19 protein-coding genes and 4 tRNA genes are annotated in these 20,367 nt (G+C 34.6%); 22 read left to right on the top strand and 1 reads right to left on the bottom strand.

Annotated features, from left to right (window positions below; all coding sequences use genetic code 11):
- The first annotated feature begins 29 nt into the window (after positions 1-29).
- From B0A67_RS02700 to B0A67_RS02680, 5 genes are all read left to right on the top strand, one after another.
- Positions 30-1,997, top strand: a complete 1,968-nt coding sequence (locus B0A67_RS02700) for a putative porin (RefSeq protein WP_072959449.1) — start codon at positions 30-32, stop codon at positions 1,995-1,997.
- Between the two features lie 49 nt (positions 1,998-2,046).
- Positions 2,047-3,408: a pyridoxal-phosphate dependent enzyme gene (locus B0A67_RS02695; RefSeq protein ID WP_072959446.1), complete on the top strand. Its 1,362-nt coding sequence runs from the start codon at positions 2,047-2,049 to the stop codon at positions 3,406-3,408.
- Between the two features lie 77 nt (positions 3,409-3,485).
- On the top strand, positions 3,486-3,968 hold the full coding sequence (locus B0A67_RS02690; protein WP_072959912.1) for a 3'-5' exonuclease: 483 nt from the start codon (positions 3,486-3,488) through the stop codon (positions 3,966-3,968).
- 77 nt (positions 3,969-4,045) lie between these two features.
- Positions 4,046-5,317 carry a DUF2851 family protein gene (locus B0A67_RS02685; protein ID WP_072959442.1) on the top strand — a complete coding sequence of 424 codons (1,272 nt, stop codon included), beginning with the start codon at positions 4,046-4,048 and terminating at the stop codon, positions 5,315-5,317.
- Positions 5,318-5,422: 105 nt separating this feature from the next.
- On the top strand, positions 5,423-5,650 hold the full coding sequence (locus B0A67_RS02680; protein ID WP_072959439.1) for a PspC family transcriptional regulator: 228 nt from the start codon (positions 5,423-5,425) through the stop codon (positions 5,648-5,650).
- A gap of 71 nt (positions 5,651-5,721) precedes the next feature.
- Here B0A67_RS02680 and B0A67_RS02675 read toward each other — a convergent pair whose 3' ends face one another.
- On the bottom strand, positions 5,722-7,359 hold the full coding sequence (locus tag B0A67_RS02675; protein ID WP_072959436.1) for an amino acid permease: 1,638 nt from the start codon (positions 7,357-7,359) through the stop codon (positions 5,722-5,724).
- Between the two features lie 267 nt (positions 7,360-7,626).
- Between B0A67_RS02675 and B0A67_RS02670 the strand changes: the two genes are divergently transcribed.
- From B0A67_RS02670 to rpoB, 17 genes are all read left to right on the top strand, one after another.
- Positions 7,627-8,529 carry a ComEA family DNA-binding protein gene (locus B0A67_RS02670; RefSeq protein WP_072959433.1) on the top strand — a complete coding sequence of 301 codons (903 nt, stop codon included), beginning with the start codon at positions 7,627-7,629 and terminating at the stop codon, positions 8,527-8,529.
- Positions 8,530-8,546: 17 nt separating this feature from the next.
- Positions 8,547-9,689: an acyl-CoA dehydrogenase family protein gene (locus B0A67_RS02665; protein ID WP_072959430.1), complete on the top strand. Its 1,143-nt coding sequence runs from the start codon at positions 8,547-8,549 to the stop codon at positions 9,687-9,689.
- A gap of 192 nt (positions 9,690-9,881) precedes the next feature.
- Entirely contained in the window at positions 9,882-10,076 is a 195-nt protein-coding gene (rpsU, locus tag B0A67_RS02660; RefSeq protein ID WP_072959426.1) for a 30S ribosomal protein S21, read from the top strand.
- 121 nt (positions 10,077-10,197) lie between these two features.
- Entirely contained in the window at positions 10,198-11,091 is an 894-nt protein-coding gene (locus B0A67_RS02655; RefSeq protein WP_072959423.1) for a tyrosine-type recombinase/integrase, read from the top strand.
- A gap of 34 nt (positions 11,092-11,125) precedes the next feature.
- Complete coding sequence (gene hpf, locus B0A67_RS02650; protein ID WP_065448350.1) at positions 11,126-11,428, top strand: ribosome hibernation-promoting factor, HPF/YfiA family; 303 nt, start codon at positions 11,126-11,128, stop codon at positions 11,426-11,428.
- Between the two features lie 91 nt (positions 11,429-11,519).
- Positions 11,520-11,593: transfer RNA gene (locus B0A67_RS02645), tRNA-Thr, on the top strand.
- Between the two features lie 55 nt (positions 11,594-11,648).
- Positions 11,649-11,729: transfer RNA gene (locus B0A67_RS02640), tRNA-Tyr, on the top strand.
- An 81-nt stretch (positions 11,730-11,810) separates the two neighbouring features.
- Positions 11,811-11,882, top strand: a tRNA-Thr gene (locus tag B0A67_RS02635).
- A gap of 55 nt (positions 11,883-11,937) precedes the next feature.
- On the top strand, positions 11,938-13,125 hold the full coding sequence (gene tuf / locus B0A67_RS02630) for an elongation factor Tu (RefSeq protein WP_072959420.1): 1,188 nt from the start codon (positions 11,938-11,940) through the stop codon (positions 13,123-13,125).
- 61 nt (positions 13,126-13,186) lie between these two features.
- Positions 13,187-13,257, top strand: a tRNA-Trp gene (locus B0A67_RS02625).
- Positions 13,258-13,276: 19 nt separating this feature from the next.
- Positions 13,277-13,474 (top strand): preprotein translocase subunit SecE, encoded by a 198-nt coding sequence (secE, locus tag B0A67_RS02620; protein ID WP_008466927.1) that lies wholly within the window; start codon positions 13,277-13,279, stop codon positions 13,472-13,474.
- Between the two features lie 10 nt (positions 13,475-13,484).
- On the top strand, positions 13,485-14,036 hold the full coding sequence (gene nusG / locus B0A67_RS02615; protein ID WP_029273444.1) for a transcription termination/antitermination protein NusG: 552 nt from the start codon (positions 13,485-13,487) through the stop codon (positions 14,034-14,036).
- Positions 14,037-14,103: 67 nt separating this feature from the next.
- On the top strand, positions 14,104-14,541 hold the full coding sequence (rplK, locus tag B0A67_RS02610; RefSeq protein ID WP_007807442.1) for a 50S ribosomal protein L11: 438 nt from the start codon (positions 14,104-14,106) through the stop codon (positions 14,539-14,541).
- Between the two features lie 13 nt (positions 14,542-14,554).
- Positions 14,555-15,244: a 50S ribosomal protein L1 gene (gene rplA / locus B0A67_RS02605; RefSeq protein ID WP_007807440.1), complete on the top strand. Its 690-nt coding sequence runs from the start codon at positions 14,555-14,557 to the stop codon at positions 15,242-15,244.
- Between the two features lie 22 nt (positions 15,245-15,266).
- Positions 15,267-15,767: a 50S ribosomal protein L10 gene (rplJ, locus tag B0A67_RS02600; RefSeq protein WP_072959417.1), complete on the top strand. Its 501-nt coding sequence runs from the start codon at positions 15,267-15,269 to the stop codon at positions 15,765-15,767.
- Between the two features lie 91 nt (positions 15,768-15,858).
- Positions 15,859-16,230 (top strand): 50S ribosomal protein L7/L12, encoded by a 372-nt coding sequence (gene rplL / locus B0A67_RS02595; RefSeq protein WP_007807437.1) that lies wholly within the window; start codon positions 15,859-15,861, stop codon positions 16,228-16,230.
- 264 nt (positions 16,231-16,494) lie between these two features.
- Complete coding sequence (gene rpoB, locus B0A67_RS02590; protein WP_072959414.1) at positions 16,495-20,307, top strand: DNA-directed RNA polymerase subunit beta; 3,813 nt, start codon at positions 16,495-16,497, stop codon at positions 20,305-20,307.
- Positions 20,308-20,367 lie beyond the last annotated feature (60 nt).

Genomic DNA, 20,367 nt, shown 5'->3' with positions numbered 1-20,367 from the left:
GCCAAAATAATTCCATATAAAGCGATCAAATGAGAATATTCTTTTTTCTATATCTATTAGTTGTACCAACTTTATTGTTTTCTCAGGAAAAAACTACTTCTAAAAATGGTTTAGATATGAATACAAAATATTCAAGTATAACCGATACTGTAAAAAAGAAGAAAGCAAAAATAGCGACAATAGATCAATATCAGATTATTACACTCGAACATGATACTACCTATGTCGATACTTCGTTAACACTAAAAAGTGCTTATAAACAAAACCATATCCGAAAGGATGATTTCGGGCTTTTGGCTTTCTCGAATATCGGGCAGCCTTTTAATACTTTGCAGTACAGTCTGACTAATTTTTCTCCTTATCCGGAAATAGGATTTAGCGGCAAACATTTTAATTATTTGCAAGCGGACCAAATCAATTATTATTCAGTAGCGACGCCGCTAACAGAACTGTTTTTTAATACAACAATAAACAAAGGACAAAACGTAGATTCGTTTATCACATTAAATACCTCCAAAAACCTTAATTTTTCTATTGCTTACAGAGGTTTACGTTCAGAGGGAGATTATATAAACCAATTGGTTAGTGCCGGAAATTTCAGGTTTACAACAAGTTATGCGACAACTGACAAGAGGTATGAAATAAAAGCTCATTTTACCTCTCAGGATATTTCAAATGGTGAAAACGGCGGAATTACATCTACTTCGGATTTTGAGAGTGACAATAAAGATTATAAAAACCGACAGAGATTACAAGTGTACCTTACAGATGCAAAGTCACTCCTAAAAGGAAGACGTTTGTTTTTTGACCATGCTTTTAGAATAAATCCAACAGACGGAAGCAACAATCTATATGTAACACATCAATTCAATTACGAAAGCAAACATTTCGAATACAATCAGCAGACCGTTTTGTCGACTGTTGGTACCACGCCGGTAAAACGATTTGGAGAATCATACGTGACAAGTGGGATAAATGATCACACCAAATACGAAAGGTTATATAACAGAGTAGGACTTGCTTATGAAAATTCTCTTTTAGGAAAGTTCAATTTCTTTGTAGATGATTACAGGTCAAATTACGAATATGGAAGAATATTAATAGATACAGCAAAGAATGTTATTCCGGATAATTTATTTCTTCAGATTAATAATTTTGGAGGACAATATGAATATCAAAAAAATAAATGGAACGGGCGATTTTTCTATTCCAGATCCATCACAAACCAATCACTTTCTAATTTAGATGCTAAATTAAAATATGATTTTAATGATAAAATCCAGTTTGATTTCAGATATCGTAACATCAACAAATTACCAAATAATAACTACAATTTATACCAAAGCAGTTATGTGCAATATAACTGGTCGAAGGATTTTAAAAACGAAAAAATTAATTCGCTTAGTGCCAGCGTTCTTACACCCTGGCTGAATGCCGAAGTTCAATATACGGTTTTAAAGGATCATTTGTATTTTGCTGATGTTTCTTCACCGGATCAAATAAAAGTTAATACACAAATTATCAATCCTGCTCAGTACGGAAATGCTATTAATTATCTGGAAATAAAGGCAAGCCGTGAATTCAAATTTGGTCATTTTGCATTAGATAATACCCTTTTATATCAAAAAGTAGATCAGTCAGATTTGATTTTAAATGTGCCTGATTTTGTTACAAGAAATACATTTTATTATTCCGGTCACTTTTTTAAGAAAGCACTGTTTATGCAAACCGGAATCGTCTTTAATTATTTTACAAAGTATTACGGAAATGATTATAATCCTGTTATTGGAGAGTTTTTTGTTCAGAAAAATAAAGAAATTGGAGGTTATCCTTTATTTGATCTTTTCGTAAATGCAAGAATTCGTCAGACTAGGTTTTATTTAAAAGCAGAACATATAAATGCTCTTTTTTCTAAAAGCGATTATTATTCGGCACCTAACAATCCTTATCGTGACTTCGTGATCCGATTTGGTTTAGTTTGGAATTTCTTCCAGTAAAATCAGGGGCAATAGTTATATTAAAATCAAATATTAAAATTAAATAAAAATGGACTTTTCAAATAACATTTTAGAAACAATTGGTAATACACCATTGGTAAAACTCAACAAAATTGTTGCTGAAATTGATGCGTTAGTATTGGCAAAAGTCGAAACATTTAATCCCGGAAATTCTGTAAAAGACAGAATGGCCGTAAAAATGGTGGAGGATGCAGAGGCAGATGGACGTTTAAAACCCGGAGGAACTATCATTGAAGGTACTTCTGGAAATACTGGTATGGGATTAGCACTTGTGGCTATCATTAAAGGATATAAACTGATTTGTGTAATCTCAGACAAACAGTCTAAAGAAAAAATGGATATTTTACGTGCTGTAGGTGCCAAAGTTGTAGTTTGTCCTACAGATGTTGAGCCAACGGATCCACGTTCGTATTATTCCGTTTCAAAACGTTTGGCAGAGGAAACACCTAATTCTTGGTATGTAAATCAATATGATAACATGTCAAATTCTTTGGCACATTATGAACAGACGGGACCGGAAATCTGGAAACAAACAGAGGGGAAAATTACTCATTTTGTAGTTGGAGTAGGAACAGGAGGTACAATTTCAGGGGTTGGAAGATATTTGAAAGAGAAAAATCCGAATATTAAAATTTGGGGAATTGATACTTATGGTTCTGTTTTTAAAAAATACCATGAGACCGGGATTTTTGATGAAAACGAAATTTACTCATATATCACAGAGGGAATTGGCGAAGATATATTGCCTAAAAATGTTGATTTTTCTTTAATCGATGGTTTTACAAAAGTAACAGATAAAGATGCAGCAGTTTACACCAGAAAGATCGCGCTTGAAGAAGCAATTTTTGTTGGAAATTCTGCCGGAGCATGTATAAAAGGATTGTTACAGCTTAAAGAACATTTTAAGCCGGATGATGTTGTTGTGGTACTTTTTCATGATTCAGGAAGCCGTTATGTAGGTAAAATGTTCAATGATGACTGGATGCGTGAGCGTGGATTCTTAGAAGAAAACATAACAAAGGCAGAAGATGTTATTAAAGATCATATCGATAAGGAGCTGATCGTAGTACGTACAGAAGAACTGGTTTCGCATGCAATTGAACGTATGCGTAAATATAAAATTTCACAAATTCCTGTGGTAGACATCAACGGATTTGTGGGTTCCGTAGATGAAACAGATTTATTTAGAAGTTATGTTGCGGATAAAAATGTTGCCGAAAAGCCAATTAAAGAAGTAATGGGGAAACCTTTCCCGATTGTAAAATTAGGAACTCCAATTGAAGAAGTTTCTAAATTGTTTACCAAAGAAAATGACGCCGTTTTAGTTGATCTTGGAAATGGAAATCATCATATTATCACAAAATATGACATCATTGGATCTATAAAATAAAAATAGTTTTAATAATTTATAAATCCATAAATCTAGTTTAAACAATTAGATTTATGGATTTTTTAGCTCAGTATAAAATGAATTTTACCGCAATAGATTTTGAAACCGCCACAGGGCATCATCCTTGTTCAGTTGGTATTGTTACTGTAGAGAACGGAATAATTGTCGATGAGTTTGTTACCTTGATTAAACCGCCCAGAAATGAGTACAATCCGTTTACAATCCGTGTTCACGGGATTTATCCTAGTGATACTGTAAACGCGCGATCTTTTGTGCAGGTTTTTCCGGAAATCGAAAAAAGATTAAGAAATAGAATAGTTGTAGCTCATAACGAAAGCTTTGATAGAAATGTTTTGGCAAAATCTATGGCACTCTACGGACTGCAATATGAAGATTTGAATATAGCTGAAAAATGGGAATGTACCGTTAAAATATACAAGGCAAAAGGCTTTAAGCCGACTAAACTAAGTGATTGTTGCAGAGAAATGAACATTCAGTTAAACCATCATGAAGCTTTGTCTGATGCACGGGCATGTGCAAAATTATATCTGTTAAAATAAAAAAGCGAATTAAATTGTAGGATTAGTATTATTTTAATTATTTTTAGGGTTTTATAAACCAAAGTAAAAACCTAAAAATGAAAGAAGACTTCCTTCATTATCTATGGAAATTTAAAAAGTTCGATACATTAAATTTGCAGACTGTCCGGAATGAATCCATCACAATTATAAGGACGGGAGATTATTTAGAACTTGCGGGTCCTGATTTTTTTAATGCCCAGATTGCAATTGGAGATCAAAAATGGGCTGGCAATATCGAGATTCATTTAAAATCATCAGATTGGTATGTCCATGGTCACGAGAACGATGCCGCTTATGAAAATGTAATTTTACATGTAGTTTGGGAACATGACACGGATATCTATGGCAAGAACAATAGACAGATTCCTGTTTTGGTACTTAAAGATTATGTTTCTTCAGATCTTCTCTCAAGTTATAATGCGCTCATAATTCCTAAATCATGGATCTTTTGCGAAAAAAGTATCGGAGAAATTGATGAATTTGTCTTTAAAAATTGGCGCGAAAGATTATTCTTAGAACGTTTAGAAAGAAAATCAAAATTTATATATGATTTATTAGAGGAAACAAATCACGATTGGGAGGCTGTTTTGTTTTCATTACTGGCAAAGAATTTTGGCTTAAATACAAATGGTAATTCCTTTTTGCAAATTGCAAAATCCATCCCGTTTTCGATTATTCGCAAAGAGAGTTTTGAAGTCGAAAATCTGGAGGCAATGCTTTTAGGAACTTCAGGATTATTAAATGATGAAAAAGAAGATGTTTATTTTATTGATCTGAAATTAAGGTACTATTATCTTCTTAATAAATACCAATTAGAAAAACAGCATGTGGATACAGTGCAGTTTTTTAAGCATCGTCCCGATAATTTTCCTACCATCAGGCTTTCGCAATTGGCTAATTTGTACCATAAACACCAAAATATATTTTCAAAAATAATTGATCTGAAATCGGTCAAAAGTGTCTACGATCTGTTGGGAGTTTCTGCAAGTTTGTATTGGCAAAATCATTACCAGTTTGATAAAAAGAGCATCAGTAAGCCAAAAGTGTTATCAAAAGCCTTCTTAGATCTGATTATTATCAATACGATAATTCCAATTCAGTTTGCTTACTCGAATATGAGAAATGAATCAATTTCTGAAGATTTGATAGCGTTTATGAATGAGGTTGCTCCAGAGAAAAATGCGATTATTGATAAGTTCGATTCTTTCGGGATTTCTTGTGAAAATGCTTTCGAAACACAATCATTGTTAGAGCTCAAAAATGAGTATTGCAATCAAAAAGCATGTCTGAAATGTGCTTTAGGAATGAATTTACTCAAAAGTAATTAGGCAATTAGAAAATGTGTCAATGGTATAATTTTGTACTTTTGCCACTCTGAGCAAATATTAATAAGATCCTGTGTAAAATCGAAGGATAAAATATAAAAATCTACTATGTCAGCAATTTTAAAACTCAAGTTTTTCTTCGAGAAATATGGATTTCATGTTTCATCCCGACTTGCAGATAAATTGGGGATGAGAGTAACAAGTGTAAGGCTGTTTTTTATTTACATTTCGTTTGTTACAGCCGGTTTGTGGTTTGGAGTCTACCTTACTCTGGCATTTTGGATTCGGCTAAAAGATTTAGTTCGTGCCAAGCGAACATCAGTTTTTGATTTATAAACGTAAATTATAAGCATAAAAAAGGGCTTTAAAGTATTACTTTAAAGCCCTTTTTATTATAAAAACATGTTTTATCTTGATTTATTAAAACTAAAAGTAAATACTACAGCATGAATTGCTGCAAATACTAAAGAGAAATAATACAAGAAAGCTCCGTCAGCATTTGCATCTAAATGGTTGATGTAAGCAACAACTACCAATGCTATTACCATTGCGTATCCGGAATAAGCGATAGTTTTATAGTTACCTGTACTAAAGGTGCCTTTGTTTAGTACACTATTTTTCATTCCGTAGAACAAGTATAAATCAAAACCAAGCATCATCCAGGCGATTAGTCTGATCCATGTATCCAATGGTAAAAACACCATCATAAATAAACATACTAATACTCCGGCAATTGGTACAAAAGGTACAAGTGGTGTTCTAAAAGCTCTTGGTGCATCCGGCATCTTTTTACGCATAATCAATACACCAATACAAACAAGGATGAAAGCAAACAAAGTACCAATACTGGTCATTTCTCCTACTACTCGTGCAGGAACAAACGCAGCAAAAAGGCTCACAATAACCATGAATAATAAATTGTTTTTTGCAGGAGTTCTAAATTTCGGGTGCACTTCAGAGAAAACTTTTGGCATTAATCCATCTTTACTCATAGAGAAAAATACCCTGCTTTGTCCCATTAACATGACCAAAATTACAGAAGCATAACCACCAAGGATAGCAAGTAAAATAGCATTATTCAACCATGGATATGCCGGAGTAATCATACCGTTTGCTCCCACATGCCCCATCGATTCAACTGCAATTGCTACCGGTGCAATTCCGTCTTTACCGGCAAAAGCCTGATAGTTTACAACTCCCGTCATTACGTGAGCAAAAAGAATATATAAAATAGTACAGATTGCTAATGATAATAAAATTCCAATAGGCATATCTCTTTTTGGGTTTTTAGCTTCCTGAGCTGCAGTAGAAACGGCATCAAAACCAATGTATGCAAAAAATACAATTGCGGCAGCTCTAATTATTCCGGAAAAACCAAATTCTCCAAATTTACCAGTATTTTCAGGGATATATGGTGTGTAGTTTTCAGGTCTGATGTATTGCCATCCTACGGCAATAAAAACTAATACAACCGTAACTTTTAATAAAACGATAATACCGTTTACAAAAGCAGATTCTTTTGTTCCTCGCATTAATATTAATGACATTATCATTACAATTACTACAGCAGGAACGTTGATTATACCTCCTTCAAAAGGAGAAAGCATGTATGACTCATTGAGATGTATACCATAGCCACTAAGAAATTTGCCAAAATACCTCGACCAGCTAATAGAAACTGTTGCGGCTCCTACAGCGTATTCTAAAACCAAATCCCAACCAATGATCCATGCTACAAATTCACCCATTGTTGCAAATGAGTACGTATAGGCACTTCCGGCAACTGGAATCATCGAAGAAAATTCAGCATAGCATAAACCAGCAAAAACACATCCAAACGCAGCTACAAGAAACGAAATGGTTATCGCCGGACCTGCATTCATAGATGCTGCAAGACCAGTAATCGAAAATAAACCAGCTCCAATAATAGCTCCAATTCCTAAAGCAACCAATCCGGGTGCTGTTAATGTTTTCTTTAATCCTTTTTCGGAATCAGCGGCTTCTGCCAAAAGCTGATTTAATGGTTTTCTTTTCCAAATTGACATATATGTGGTTTTTATTATTATTAAGCTCCAAATGTATAGTTTTTTATAAAAAATAAAAACAATAATTAAGTTTTAAGTTATAAAAAAGGAATTTTTAACTTTTTGAAACCCATTTCTCTTTTATTAGTAGGAGAAGAACTAAAATGCGAATTGGAAAAATGTCATTACAGTTAGGTAAATAGTTTCTAATAACGTATAATTGTAGTAAAATATTTATAAATTTATTCAGTTAAAAAAGGTTGAATTAAAATAAATGCACTACAGAAGATGAATTTCAGAGCCATAAAATTACATTTTAAGTTTACACAAGAACAACGTACTGGGGTTTTTGTACTTTTTGTTGTTATAATAGTATTGCAGCTGGTATATTTCTTCACTGATTTTACTTTGCCTGAAAAATCATTTCCTGAAAAGGAAGCATGGATGTCTTTGCAGTCAGAAATTGATGCTATGAAACTTACAAAAGCGGCTGAAAAACCAAAAGTATATGCTTTCAACCCCAATTTTATTACAGACTATAAAGGATATAAGCTAGGGATGTCAGTTCAGCAGATAGATCGTTTGTTGGCTTTCCGAAAAGAAAATAAATATGTGGCTTCTGCGAAAGAGTTTCAGGAAGTAACAAAAATTTCAGATTCTTTACTGAATGTGATTGCTCCGCTTTTTAAATTTCCGGATTGGGTTCAGAATAAGTCAAATTTTAAAACAGAGAGGAAAGAATTTGGTCAGAAAGAGAATTTCAAAAAAGACAACTTCAAAAAACAAAAAATGGTAGTTTTAGATATCAATCAGGCAACCCAGGAAGATTTAATTAAACTTTATGGTATAGGTGAAGCATTATCATTGCGAATCCTAAAGCAAAAAGAAATCTTGGGATGTTTTGTTTCTATGGAGCAAATGAAGGATGTTTGGGGGCTTTCGCCTGAAGTTATTAATGAATTAAATTCGCATTTTAAAGTTGTAATACCTTCCTCTTTTAAAAAGATTGCTATAAATGAAGCCTCTTTAAAAGAGTTATCGCAGTTTTCGTATTTTAGATATGAGCTGGCAAAACAAATTGTCACTTATCGAAGTATGAACGGAAATATTAATAATATTGAGGATTTATCAAAAATTAAAGGTTTTCCTGTTGATAAAGCAAAAATAATTAGTTTATATTTGGAGTTCTAAAACAAAAGCAGCTTACAATGAATTTTGAATATAACGAAACGCAATCAATGATTGCTCAATCTATAAGAGATTTTGCCGAAAAAAATATCAGACCTAATATAATGGAATGGGATGAGGCTCAAATTTTTCCAATACCCTTATTTAAAAAATTAGGCGAAATGGGATTTATGGGGGTTTTAGTTCCTGAAGAATACGGCGGATCAGGTTTAGGATATCATGAATATATTACAGTTGTTGAAGAAATTTCAAAAGTAGATCCTTCAATTGGTTTATCAGTAGCGGCTCATAATTCTTTATGCACCAATCATATTTTGACTTTTGGAAATGAAGAGCAAAAGAAAAAATGGCTGCCAAAATTAGCTACCGCAGAATATATAGGAGCCTGGGGATTAACAGAGCATAATACAGGTTCTGATGCAGGAGGAATGAATACGACAGCTGTTAAAGACGGTGATGAATGGATTGTAAACGGAGCTAAGAATTTTATAACCCACGCTATTTCCGGAGATATTGCCGTAGTAATTGTACGTACCGGAGAAAAAGGAGATTCTAAAGGAATGACCGCTTTTGTTTTCGAAAAAGGAATGAAAGGATTTACTTCTGGTAAAAAAGAAAATAAATTAGGAATGCGTGCCAGCGAAACTGCCGAGTTGGTTTTTGATGGTTGCCGTGTTCCGGATGCAAATAGATTAGGTGAAGTAGGGCAGGGATTTGTTCAGGCTATGAAAATATTAGATGGCGGACGTATTTCAATTGGAGCTCTGTCATTAGGAATTGCAAAAGGAGCTTATGAGGCAGCTCTTAAGTATTCGAAAGAAAGACATCAGTTTGGGCAGCCGATTAGTAATTTTCAGGGAATTTCGTTTAAATTGGCTGACATGGCAACAGAGATCGAAGCATCGGAATTACTATTGCACAAGGCTGCTTTCTTAAAGCAACAACATAAACCCGTTACAACACTTGGTGCCATGGCGAAAATGTACGCTTCAGAAGCCTGCGTTAGAATTGCTAACGAAGCCGTTCAGATTCACGGTGGTTATGGTTATACAAAAGATTATCCTGTAGAAAAATTTTATCGTGATGCTAAGTTGTGTACAATTGGAGAAGGAACTACCGAAATTCAAAAAGTAGTGATTTCCAGAAATTTATTGAAAGAATAAAGAATAAAGAATAAAGAATAAAGAATAAAGAATAAGTTTTACTTAATTGTCTAATTATAAGTGATATATTTTTAAATCTGTTCTCTTTTTTCTATCTTCTTTTTTCTCTTAAAAAATAATTGATAATTTATAACTCATAATTCATAATTAATATATACTTTTGCACACTTAACGAAAGGGGGTGTCTATATTATGTTAATTATACCAATTAAAGACGGAGAAAATATCGATAGAGCATTAAAGCGCTATAAAAGAAAATTTGATAAAACAGGAACTGTTCGTCAGCTAAGAGCACGTACTGCTTTTATTAAGCCTTCTGTTAAAAATAGAATCAAAATTCAAAAAGCAGCTTACATTCAAAACATGAAAGATGGTTTAGAAAGTTAGTATATAGCTTGTCAAAAATAATTACCGTTAGTTGTCAAAATTTTGATACTAACGGTTTTTTTATGCTTAATTTTGAGGTGAATAATATTTTGTTTAAGTGATGTAAAAAGGCTTTGTTCTTATGAAAGCAAATAAAGAAGCATTTCGTGATTATCTTCAATTAGAGAAAAAGTATTCGTTGCATACGATTAATGCTTATTTGAATGATATTTTGTTTTTTGAAACGTTCAATAAAGCTCATTTTGAACAAGGAGATATCGAACAGGTTAATTATGGTCAGATAAGAAGCTGGATTGTTTCTCTGGTTGATGAGGGTATTTCTAATGTTTCTGTTAATAGGAAGATGTCTTCTCTAAAAGCGTTTTATAAATTCCTTCTAAAGACAAAGCAAATCGAGGTTAGTCCGATGTTGAAGCATAAAGCGTTAAAGACTCCTAAAATTGTGCAGATTCCTTTTTCTGAAAAAGAATTAACGGACTTAATGCAGCAGTTTGGTAATCCTTCTGGGTTCGAAGAGGTGAGAGATAAGCTTATTGTTGATCTTTTTTATACAACAGGGATGCGAAGGGCGGAGCTTATAAATTTGATGAAATACAATGTTGATTTGTCTTCAAGTGTGATTAAAGTTTTAGGAAAGCGAAACAAAGAGCGTATAATTCCTGTTTTGCCAATTATAGCAGAGCAGTTTAATTTATACTTGCAGGAAAGGGCTTCGGTTGAAAAGATAGTAAATGATGATTATTTTTTTATTTCGGTAAAAGGGTTAAAATTGAGTGAATCTTTTGTGTATCGATTAATAAATTCATACTTTAGTAAAGTCTCTGAAAAGGTAAAAAAAAGTCCTCATGTGCTTCGGCATACTTTTGCGACTCACTTATTAAATAACGGAGCAGATTTAAATTCAGTTAAAGAATTGTTAGGACATTCGAGTTTGGCATCCACGCAAGTTTATACTCATAATAGTTTGGCAGAGCTTAAAAAGGTGTATGGTAATGCGCATCCTAGAAATAAATAATGATTCTGAAATGTTTAACCCTAAAATTTGTATTATGAAGGTAGATGTTCATGCAGTTAACTTTACTGTTGACAGAAAATTAGTGGATTTTATTCAGGAAAGAATGGATAAATTAGAAAAGTATTATGATCGAGTTGTTTCGGCTGACATTTTTTTAAAAGTCGAAAGAACCAGTGATAAGGAGAATAAGGCAGTAGAGATTAAGGTTAATGTTCCGGGAGATGATTTTTTGGTTAAAAAACAATGTAAGACATTTGAAGAGGCGATTGAGCTTTCGGCTGAATCCTTAGAGCGTGTATTGGTAAAAAGGAAAGAAAAAATAAGAACACACATATAATTGAAAATTTTTTTAAAAAAATGTTTTGATTAAAAGATAAAATAGCTACATTTGCAGTCCGTTAGAAATAGCGGACTTTTTTATTGATATTGCCAGCGTAGCTCAGTTGGCTAGAGCAGCTGATTTGTAATCAGCAGGTCGTGGGTTCGAGTCCCTCCGCCGGCTCTAAATATTTCAAATGCGATTTGAAATTGTTCATGCAATTATTGATAAAAAAAAAGGGGAGATACTCAAGCGGCCAACGAGGGCAGACTGTAAATCTGCTGTGTGAACTTCGCAGGTTCGAATCCTGCTCTCCCCACAAAAAGAAGTTAAGATTCGGAGCGTAGATTTTAGATTTTAAATCTAAAATTTATAAATACAATCTAAATCAGAACTCTCTGCCGACTTAGCTCAGAGGTAGAGTGCTTCCTTGGTAAGGAAGAGGTCACGGGTTCAATTCCCGTAGTTGGCTCAAGTAAGTAGGAAATTGAAAATTAATATATAACTAAGATTAAAAATTAAGTAAAATGGCAAAGGAGAATTTTAATCGTTCCAAACCGCACTTAAACATAGGTACAATTGGACACGTGGATCACGGAAAAACTACATTAACTGCAGCAATTACAAAAGTATTGTCTGATGCTGGTTACTGTCAAGCAAAATCGTTTGATCAAATCGATAACGCTCCAGAGGAGAAAGAAAGAGGTATTACTATTAATACATCACACGTTGAGTACGAAACTGCTAACCGTCACTACGCTCACGTTGACTGTCCAGGTCACGCGGATTACGTAAAGAACATGGTTACTGGTGCTGCTCAAATGGATGGAGCTATCTTAGTAGTTGCTGCTACAGATGGTCCAATGCCACAAACACGTGAGCACATCCTTTTAGGTCGCCAGGTTGGTATTCCTAGAATGGTAGTTTTCATGAATAAAGTTGACATGGTTGATGACGCTGAGTTATTAGAGCTTGTTGAAATGGAAATTAGAGATTTATTATCTTTCTACGAATATGATGGAGATAATGGTCCTGTAGTTCAAGGTTCTGCTTTAGGAGGATTGAATAATGATCCTGCTTGGGTTCCTAAAATTCTTGAATTGATGGAAGCTGTAGATTCTTGGATCGAAGAGCCAATCCGTGATACTGCTAAGCCATTCTTGATGCCGGTTGAAGATGTATTTACAATTACTGGTCGTGGAACTGTTGCTACAGGTCGTATCGAAACAGGTATTGCTAATACAGGAGATGCTGTTGAAATCATTGGTATGGGAGCTGACAAATTAACTTCTACTATTACAGGAGTTGAGATGTTCCGTAAAATCCTTGACAGAGGAGAAGCTGGAGATAACGTAGGTTTATTGTTAAGAGGTGTTGATAAAGAATCTATCAAAAGAGGAATGGTTATCATTAAGCCAGGATCAGTAAAACCACACGCTACTTTCAAAGCAGAGGTTTATATCTTGAAAAAAGAAGAAGGTGGACGTCATACTCCATTCCATAATAACTACCGTCCACAGTTCTACGTACGTACAACTGACGTAACAGGAGTTATTACTTTACCAGAAGGAGTAGAGATGGTAATGCCAGGAGATAACTTGACTATCAATGTTGCTTTGTTAAGCCCAATCGCAATGAGCGTAGGTTTACGTTTCGCTATCCGTGAAGGTGGTAGAACAGTAGGAGCAGGTCAGGTGACTGAAATCGTAGGATAATCCTATAAATAATTATAAAAAGCCAGTTGATTTTCTTAACTGAAATCACTGGCTTTTAATTACGGGCGTAGTTCAAGGGTAGAATAGCGGTCTCCAAAACCGTTGATGGGGGTTCGAATCCCTCCGCCCGTGCAATAAAAAAATATATCAAATGACAAAAGTTACGAATTATTTATCAGAGGCTTTCGAAGAGTTAAAGTCAAATGTTACTTGGCCTGCTTGGGCTGAGGTTCAAAAATTGACAATTGTTGTGGCTGTATTTTCGATCTTATTCGCTTTGGCAACATGGGGAGTAGACGAATTTTTTGCAAAAGCTTTGGCTGGATTTTTTAACTGGTTAAAAGGATAATTTTTTTGTGATGGCAGATAATAATGTAAAAAAATGGTACGTGGTTAGAGCTGTAAGCGGACAAGAGAATAAAGTCAAAGCTTACATCGAAACTGAGATTGCCAGACTAGGTATGGGTGATTATGTTTCCCAAGTTTTAGTGCCTACAGAAAAAGTAGTTACTGTAAAAGAAGGAAAGAAAATGTCTAAGGATAAAGTTTATTTCCCTGGATATGTTATGATCGAAGCTAACTTGGTTGGTGAGATACCTCATATTATCAAGTCTATTACTAGTGTAATTGGATTTCTAGGTGAGATCAAAGGCGGAGAACCTGTTCCTTTGAGACTTTCTGAAGTAAATAGAATGTTAGGTAAGGTAGATGAGTTAGCTGTGAATACAGATACTCGTGCTATTCCTTTCAACTTAGGTGAAACTGTTAAAGTGATCGATGGTCCGTTTAACGGATTCAATGGTACAGTTGAAAAAATCAATGAAGAAAAGCGTAAACTTGAAGTAATGGTTAAGATTTTCGGAAGAAAAACACCATTAGAGTTGAGTTTTATGCAAGTTGAAAAAGTATAATTTTTGTTACATCTATAATAACCATTATAATCGCTTCCTATGATTATAGTGTTAAATTTTTTAAAAAATGGCTAAAGAAATTAGTAAGGTAGTTAAACTACAAGTTAAGGGAGGTGCTGCGAATCCGTCGCCACCGGTTGGACCTGCTTTAGGAGCTGCTGGGGTTAATATCATGGAGTTCTGTAAGCAGTTCAATGCTAGAACACAAGATAAACCTGGCAAAATATGCCCAGTACAAATTACTGTGTATAAAGACAAATCATTTGATTTTGTTGTAAAAACTCCTCCAGCTGCTGTCCAATTATTGGAAGCTGCAAAGCTAAAGTCTGGATCAGGTGAACCAAATCGTAAAAAAGTAGCTAGCGTTACTTGGGACGTTATCAAAGCAATCGCTGAAGATAAAATGGTAGATTTAAATGCATTCACAATCGAATCTGCAATGAGCATGATCGCTGGAACTGCTAGATCTATGGGTATAACTGTATCAGGAGATGCTCCTTTTTAATTAAGAGAAAGAAATGGCAAAATTAACAAAAAAGCAAAAAGAGGCTGCTTCAAAAATTGAAAAGAACAAACTATACTCTTTAAAAGATGCAGCTGCATTAATTAAAGTTATAGCTTCTGCAAAATTTGATGAGTCTGTTGATATCGCAGTTCGTTTGGGTGTAGATCCAAGAAAAGCGAATCAAATGGTTAGAGGTGTAGTTACATTACCTCACGGAACTGGTAAAGACGTTAAAGTATTAGCATTGGTTACTCCAGATAAAGAAGCGGAAGCTAAAGAAGCTGGGGCTGACTACGTTGGTCTTGATGATTACTTACAAAAAATTAAAGATGGTTGGACAGATGTTGATGTTATCATCACTATGCCAGCTGTTATGGGTAAATTAGGTCCATTAGGTCGTATTTTAGGACCTAGAGGTTTAATGCCAAACCCTAAAACAGGTACAGTAACTATGGATGTTGCTAAAGCTGTTGCAGAGGTAAAAGCTGGTAAAATTGACTTTAAAGTTGATAAAACTGGTATCGTACATGCAGGAATTGGTAAAGTTTCTTTTGGAGCTGAGCAAATTTATGACAATGCACACGAAATTATTCAAACATTAATCAAACTTAAACCAACTGCTGCTAAAGGTACCTATATTAAAGGTATTCACCTTACAAGCACTATGAGTCCTGCAATTGCATTGGACCCTAAAGCAGTATAATTGGTAGTTAATAATTTTTAGTATGACTAGAGAAGAAAAATCAATCGCGATTGAAGATTTAACTGCACAGTTAGCTGGTACAAATATTATTTATGTATCTGATATTTCTGGATTAAATGCAGAAACAACTTCAAGCTTAAGAAGAGCTTGCTATAAAGCAGGTATTAAATTAGAGGTTGTAAAAAACACTTTGCTTGCAAAAGCAATGGAAGCTTCTGCTAATGACTATGGTGATTTACCTTCAGTATTGACTGGTAATAGTGCTATATTTATTTCAGATGTTGCAAATGCACCTGGAAAAATAATTAAAGATTTCAGAAAAAAATCGGCTAAACCTGTATTAAAAGGAGCTTATATTAATTCTGAGGTTTATATTGGAGATGATCAATTAGATGCATTAGCAACTATTAAATCTAAAGAAGAGCTTCTTGGAGAACTTATTGGATTATTGCAATCACCAGCACAAAGAGTTATCTCTGCTTTACAGAATCAATTCGCTAATAGCGAAGAGACTGAGGCATAATAACAAATGCGGGAAATTTTATTTCCTTGCTGCTTAAATAGCGCACAATAAATAAATTATATTTTACAAATCATTTTAAACGATAGAAAAAATGGCAGATTTGAAACAATTCGCAGAACAATTAGTTAACTTAACAGTTAAAGAAGTTAACGAATTAGCAACAATATTAAAAGACGAGTATGGTATCGAGCCTGCTGCTGCAGCTGTTGTAGTTGCTGCTGGTGGTGGAGAAGGTGCTGCTGAAGAAGCACAAACTGAATTTACAGTTGTATTAAAAGAAGCTGGTGCTTCTAAATTAGCAGTTGTAAAATTAGTAAAAGAACTTACAGGTTTAGGTCTTAAAGAAGCTAAAGATGTAGTTGACGGTGCTCCAAGTAACGTTAAAGAAGGTGTTTCTAAAGAAGAGGCTGAAGGTCTTAAAAAATCATTAGAAGAAGCTGGAGCTGTAGTTGAACTTAAATAAGTTTACTCGGTTTTAAGAACTAGGTTTAGGTCTTGAGTTAACACTCAATGGCCTAAACCATTTTTCGTATAATAAAATATATCAAGTTTTATTATCAAATAGTTTAAAATACGAAAAAGTTTTTGATCAGTACGAAGAAAAAAAATTAAGCCATTTTTATCGGGTTATTTTTAAAGATGTACTGATTACAAAAAGAAGGTATCCATTAAACATTGTGTTTTTACACAAAAAATTACTTTTTTTTAATCAAAATTTTGTCCATTGATGATAACAAATCAGACTGAAAGATTGAATTTTGCCTCTACAAAAAATATTCCTGATTATCCGGATTTCCTGGATGTTCAGGTTAAATCTTTTAAAGATTTTTTTCAATTAGAAACTAAATCTGACGAAAGAGGCAACGAAGGGTTGTACAACACCTTCATGGAAAACTTTCCAATCACAGATACAAGAAACAACTTTGTATTGGAGTTCCTAGATTATTTTGTTGATCCGCCACGTTATACAATTCAAGAATGTATAGAGAGAGGTCTTACGTATAGTGTGCCTTTAAAAGCCAGGTTAAAACTATACTGTACAGATCCAGAACACGAAGATTTTGAAACTATTGTACAAGATGTTTATCTTGGAACAATACCTTATATGACTCCAAGCGGTACTTTTGTTATCAATGGTGCTGAGCGTGTAGTAGTATCTCAACTACACCGTTCTCCTGGTGTTTTCTTTGGTCAATCATTCCATGCAAATGGTACAAAACTTTATTCTGCCAGAGTAATTCCTTTTAAAGGTTCTTGGATAGAATTTTCTACAGATATCAACAGCGTTATGTACGCTTATATCGATAGAAAGAAAAAATTACCGGTTACAACTTTATTCCGTGCAATCGGGTTCGAAAGAGATAAGGATATCCTTGAAATTTTCGACTTAGCTGAAGAAATTAAAGTTTCTAAAACAGGTATTAAAAAATATATTGGAAGAAGACTTGCTGCACGTGTATTGAACACTTGGCACGAGGATTTCGTTGATGAAGATACCGGTGAGGTAGTTTCTATCGAACGTAACGAAATCATCCTTGATAGAGATACAATTATCGACAAAGATAATGTTGAAGAAATCATCGATTCTAATGTAAAATCTATTTTGTTGCACAAAGAGGATAATAACCAGGCAGATTATGCTATTATCCACAACACGTTACAAAAAGATCCAACAAACTCTGAAAAAGAAGCTGTTGAGCATATCTACAGACAATTGCGTAACGCAGAACCGCCTGATGAAGAAACTGCTCGTGGTATTATCGATAAATTGTTCTTCTCTGATCAACGTTATAACTTAGGTGAAGTTGGTCGTTACAGAATGAACAAAAAACTTGGTTTAGATATCCCAATGGAAAAGCAAGTGCTTACCAAAGAAGATATCATTACCATTGTAAAATATTTGATCGAATTGATCAACTCTAAAGCAGAGATTGATGATATTGATCACTTATCAAACCGTCGTGTTAGAACAGTTGGAGAACAATTGTCTCAACAATTCGGTGTTGGTTTAGCACGTATGGCCAGAACTATTCGTGAGAGAATGAACGTTAGAGATAACGAGGTGTTTACACCAATCGATTTGATTAATGCTAAAACATTATCATCGGTTATCAACTCTTTCTTTGGTACGAACCAGTTATCTCAATTTATGGACCAAACGAATCCATTGGCTGAGATTACGCACAAGAGAAGACTTTCTGCCCTTGGACCTGGTGGACTTTCGAGAGAGAGAGCTGGATTTGAGGTTCGTGACGTTCACTATACACACTATGGTCGTTTATGTCCGATTGAAACTCCAGAGGGACCAAACATTGGTTTGATTTCATCTCTTGGTGTTTATGCAAAAGTTAACGGAATGGGTTTCATCGAAACTCCATACCGTAAAGTTACAGATGGTGTAGTAGATTTAGAAAGTACACCTATCTATTTAAGTGCTGAAGAAGAAGAAGGAAAAATGATTGCTCAGGCAAACATTGAAATGGATGAGACTGGTAAAATTACGGCAACTAATGTTATTGCTCGTGAGGAAGGTGACTTCCCGGTTGTTGAGCCATCTGCTGTACACTATACAGACGTTGCTCCTAACCAGATTGCTTCTATCTCGGCTTCATTGATTCCTTTCCTGGAACATGATGATGCGAATAGAGCCTTGATGGGATCTAACATGATGCGTCAGGCGGTTCCTTTGATCCGTCCGGAAGCACCAATTGTTGGTACAGGTTTAGAGCGTCAGGTAGCTTCAGATTCCAGAGTATTGATTAATGCTGAAGGAGATGGAACTGTAGAATATGTTGATGCAAACATCATTACTATCAAATACGACCGTACTGAAGATGAAAGAATGGTTAGTTTTGATGCTGATGAAAAAACATACAACTTAATTAAATTTAGAAAAACCAATCAAGGTACAAGTATCAACTTGAAACCAATCGTAAGAAAAGGTGACAGAGTTATTCTTGGACAAGTATTATCAGAAGGATATGCTACTCAAAATGGTGAATTAGCTTTAGGTAGAAACTTAAAAGTTGCGTTCATGCCATGGAAAGGATATAACTTTGAGGATGCGATTGTAATTTCTGAAAAAGTAGTTCGTGATGATATTTTTACTTCTATCCACGTTGATGATTATTCATTAGAGGTTAGAGATACTAAGTTAGGAAATGAAGAGTTAACAAACGATATTCCTAACGTTTCTGAAGAAGCTACTAAAGATTTAGATGAAAACGGTATGATCAGAATTGGAGCAGAGGTTAAACCTGGCGACATTCTAATCGGAAAAATTACACCAAAAGGAGAATCAGATCCTACTCCAGAAGAAAAATTGCTTCGTGCAATCTTTGGGGATAAAGCAGGAGATGTAAAAGATGCTTCATTAAAAGCCTCTCCATCTTTACACGGTGTAGTTCTTGATAAAAAATTATTTGCAAGAGCCGTAAAAGATAAACGTAAACGTACTCAGGATAAAGATGCTTTAGGCGCTTTAGAAATGGAGTTTGAAACTAAATTTGTTGAATTGAAAGACAGATTGGTTGAAAAATTATTCCTGATCGTAAACGGAAAAACATCTCAGGGTGTAATGAATGATTTGGGTGAAGAAGTTTTACCAAAAGGTAAAAAATATACTCAGAAAATGCTTTACGCAGTAGAAGATTTCGCTCACTTAAGCAAAGGTCAATGGGTTGCTGATGATGCTACTAATAAAATGGTTAATGATTTAATTCATAACTATAAAATTAAGCTAAACGACTTACAAGGAGCTTTAAGAAGAGAAAAATTCACTATTACAGTTGGGGATGAATTACCATCTGGAATCTTGAAATTAGCGAAAATTTATATCGCTAAAAAACGTAAACTGAAAGTAGGGGATAAAATGGCAGGACGTCACGGTAACAAAGGTATTGTTGCAAGAATCGTTCGTCATGAAGATATGCCTTTCCTTGAAGATGGAACACCGGTAGATATCGTATTGAATCCACTTGGGGTACCTTCACGTATGAACATTGGTCAGATTTATGAGACTGTTCTTGGATGGGCTGGTCAAAATTTAGGTAGAAAATTCGCTACTCCAATTTTTGATGGTGCTTCTTTAGACCAAATCAATGCTTTGACTGATGAAGCTGGAGTACCACGTTTCGGACATACACACCTTTATGATGGTGGTACTGGAGAGCGTTTCCATCAAGCTGCAACTGTGGGTGTAATTTACATGCTTAAATTAGGACACATGGTTGATGATAAGATGCACGCACGTTCTATCGGACCATACTCGTTGATCACTCAACAGCCACTTGGAGGTAAAGCTCAATTTGGAGGTCAGCGTTTTGGAGAGATGGAGGTTTGGGCACTTGAAGCTTATGGAGCATCAAGTACGCTACGTGAAATCTTGACAGTTAAATCGGATGACGTTATTGGTAGAGCTAAAACTTACGAAGCTATCGTTAAGGGTGAGTCTATGCCAGAACCAGGATTACCAGAATCATTCAATGTATTAATGCATGAATTGAAAGGTCTTGGACTTGACATTCGTTTAGAAGAATAATAAGTATTAGGTAGTTTTCAGTTTTCGGATAGTAATATCTGAAAACTGATTACTCATTTA

It is taken from the genome of Flavobacterium aquidurense (assembly GCF_002217195.1).
Classification (GTDB): Bacteria; Bacteroidota; Bacteroidia; order Flavobacteriales; family Flavobacteriaceae; genus Flavobacterium; species Flavobacterium frigidimaris.
This window is presented reverse-complemented; position numbering and strand designations above follow the sequence as displayed.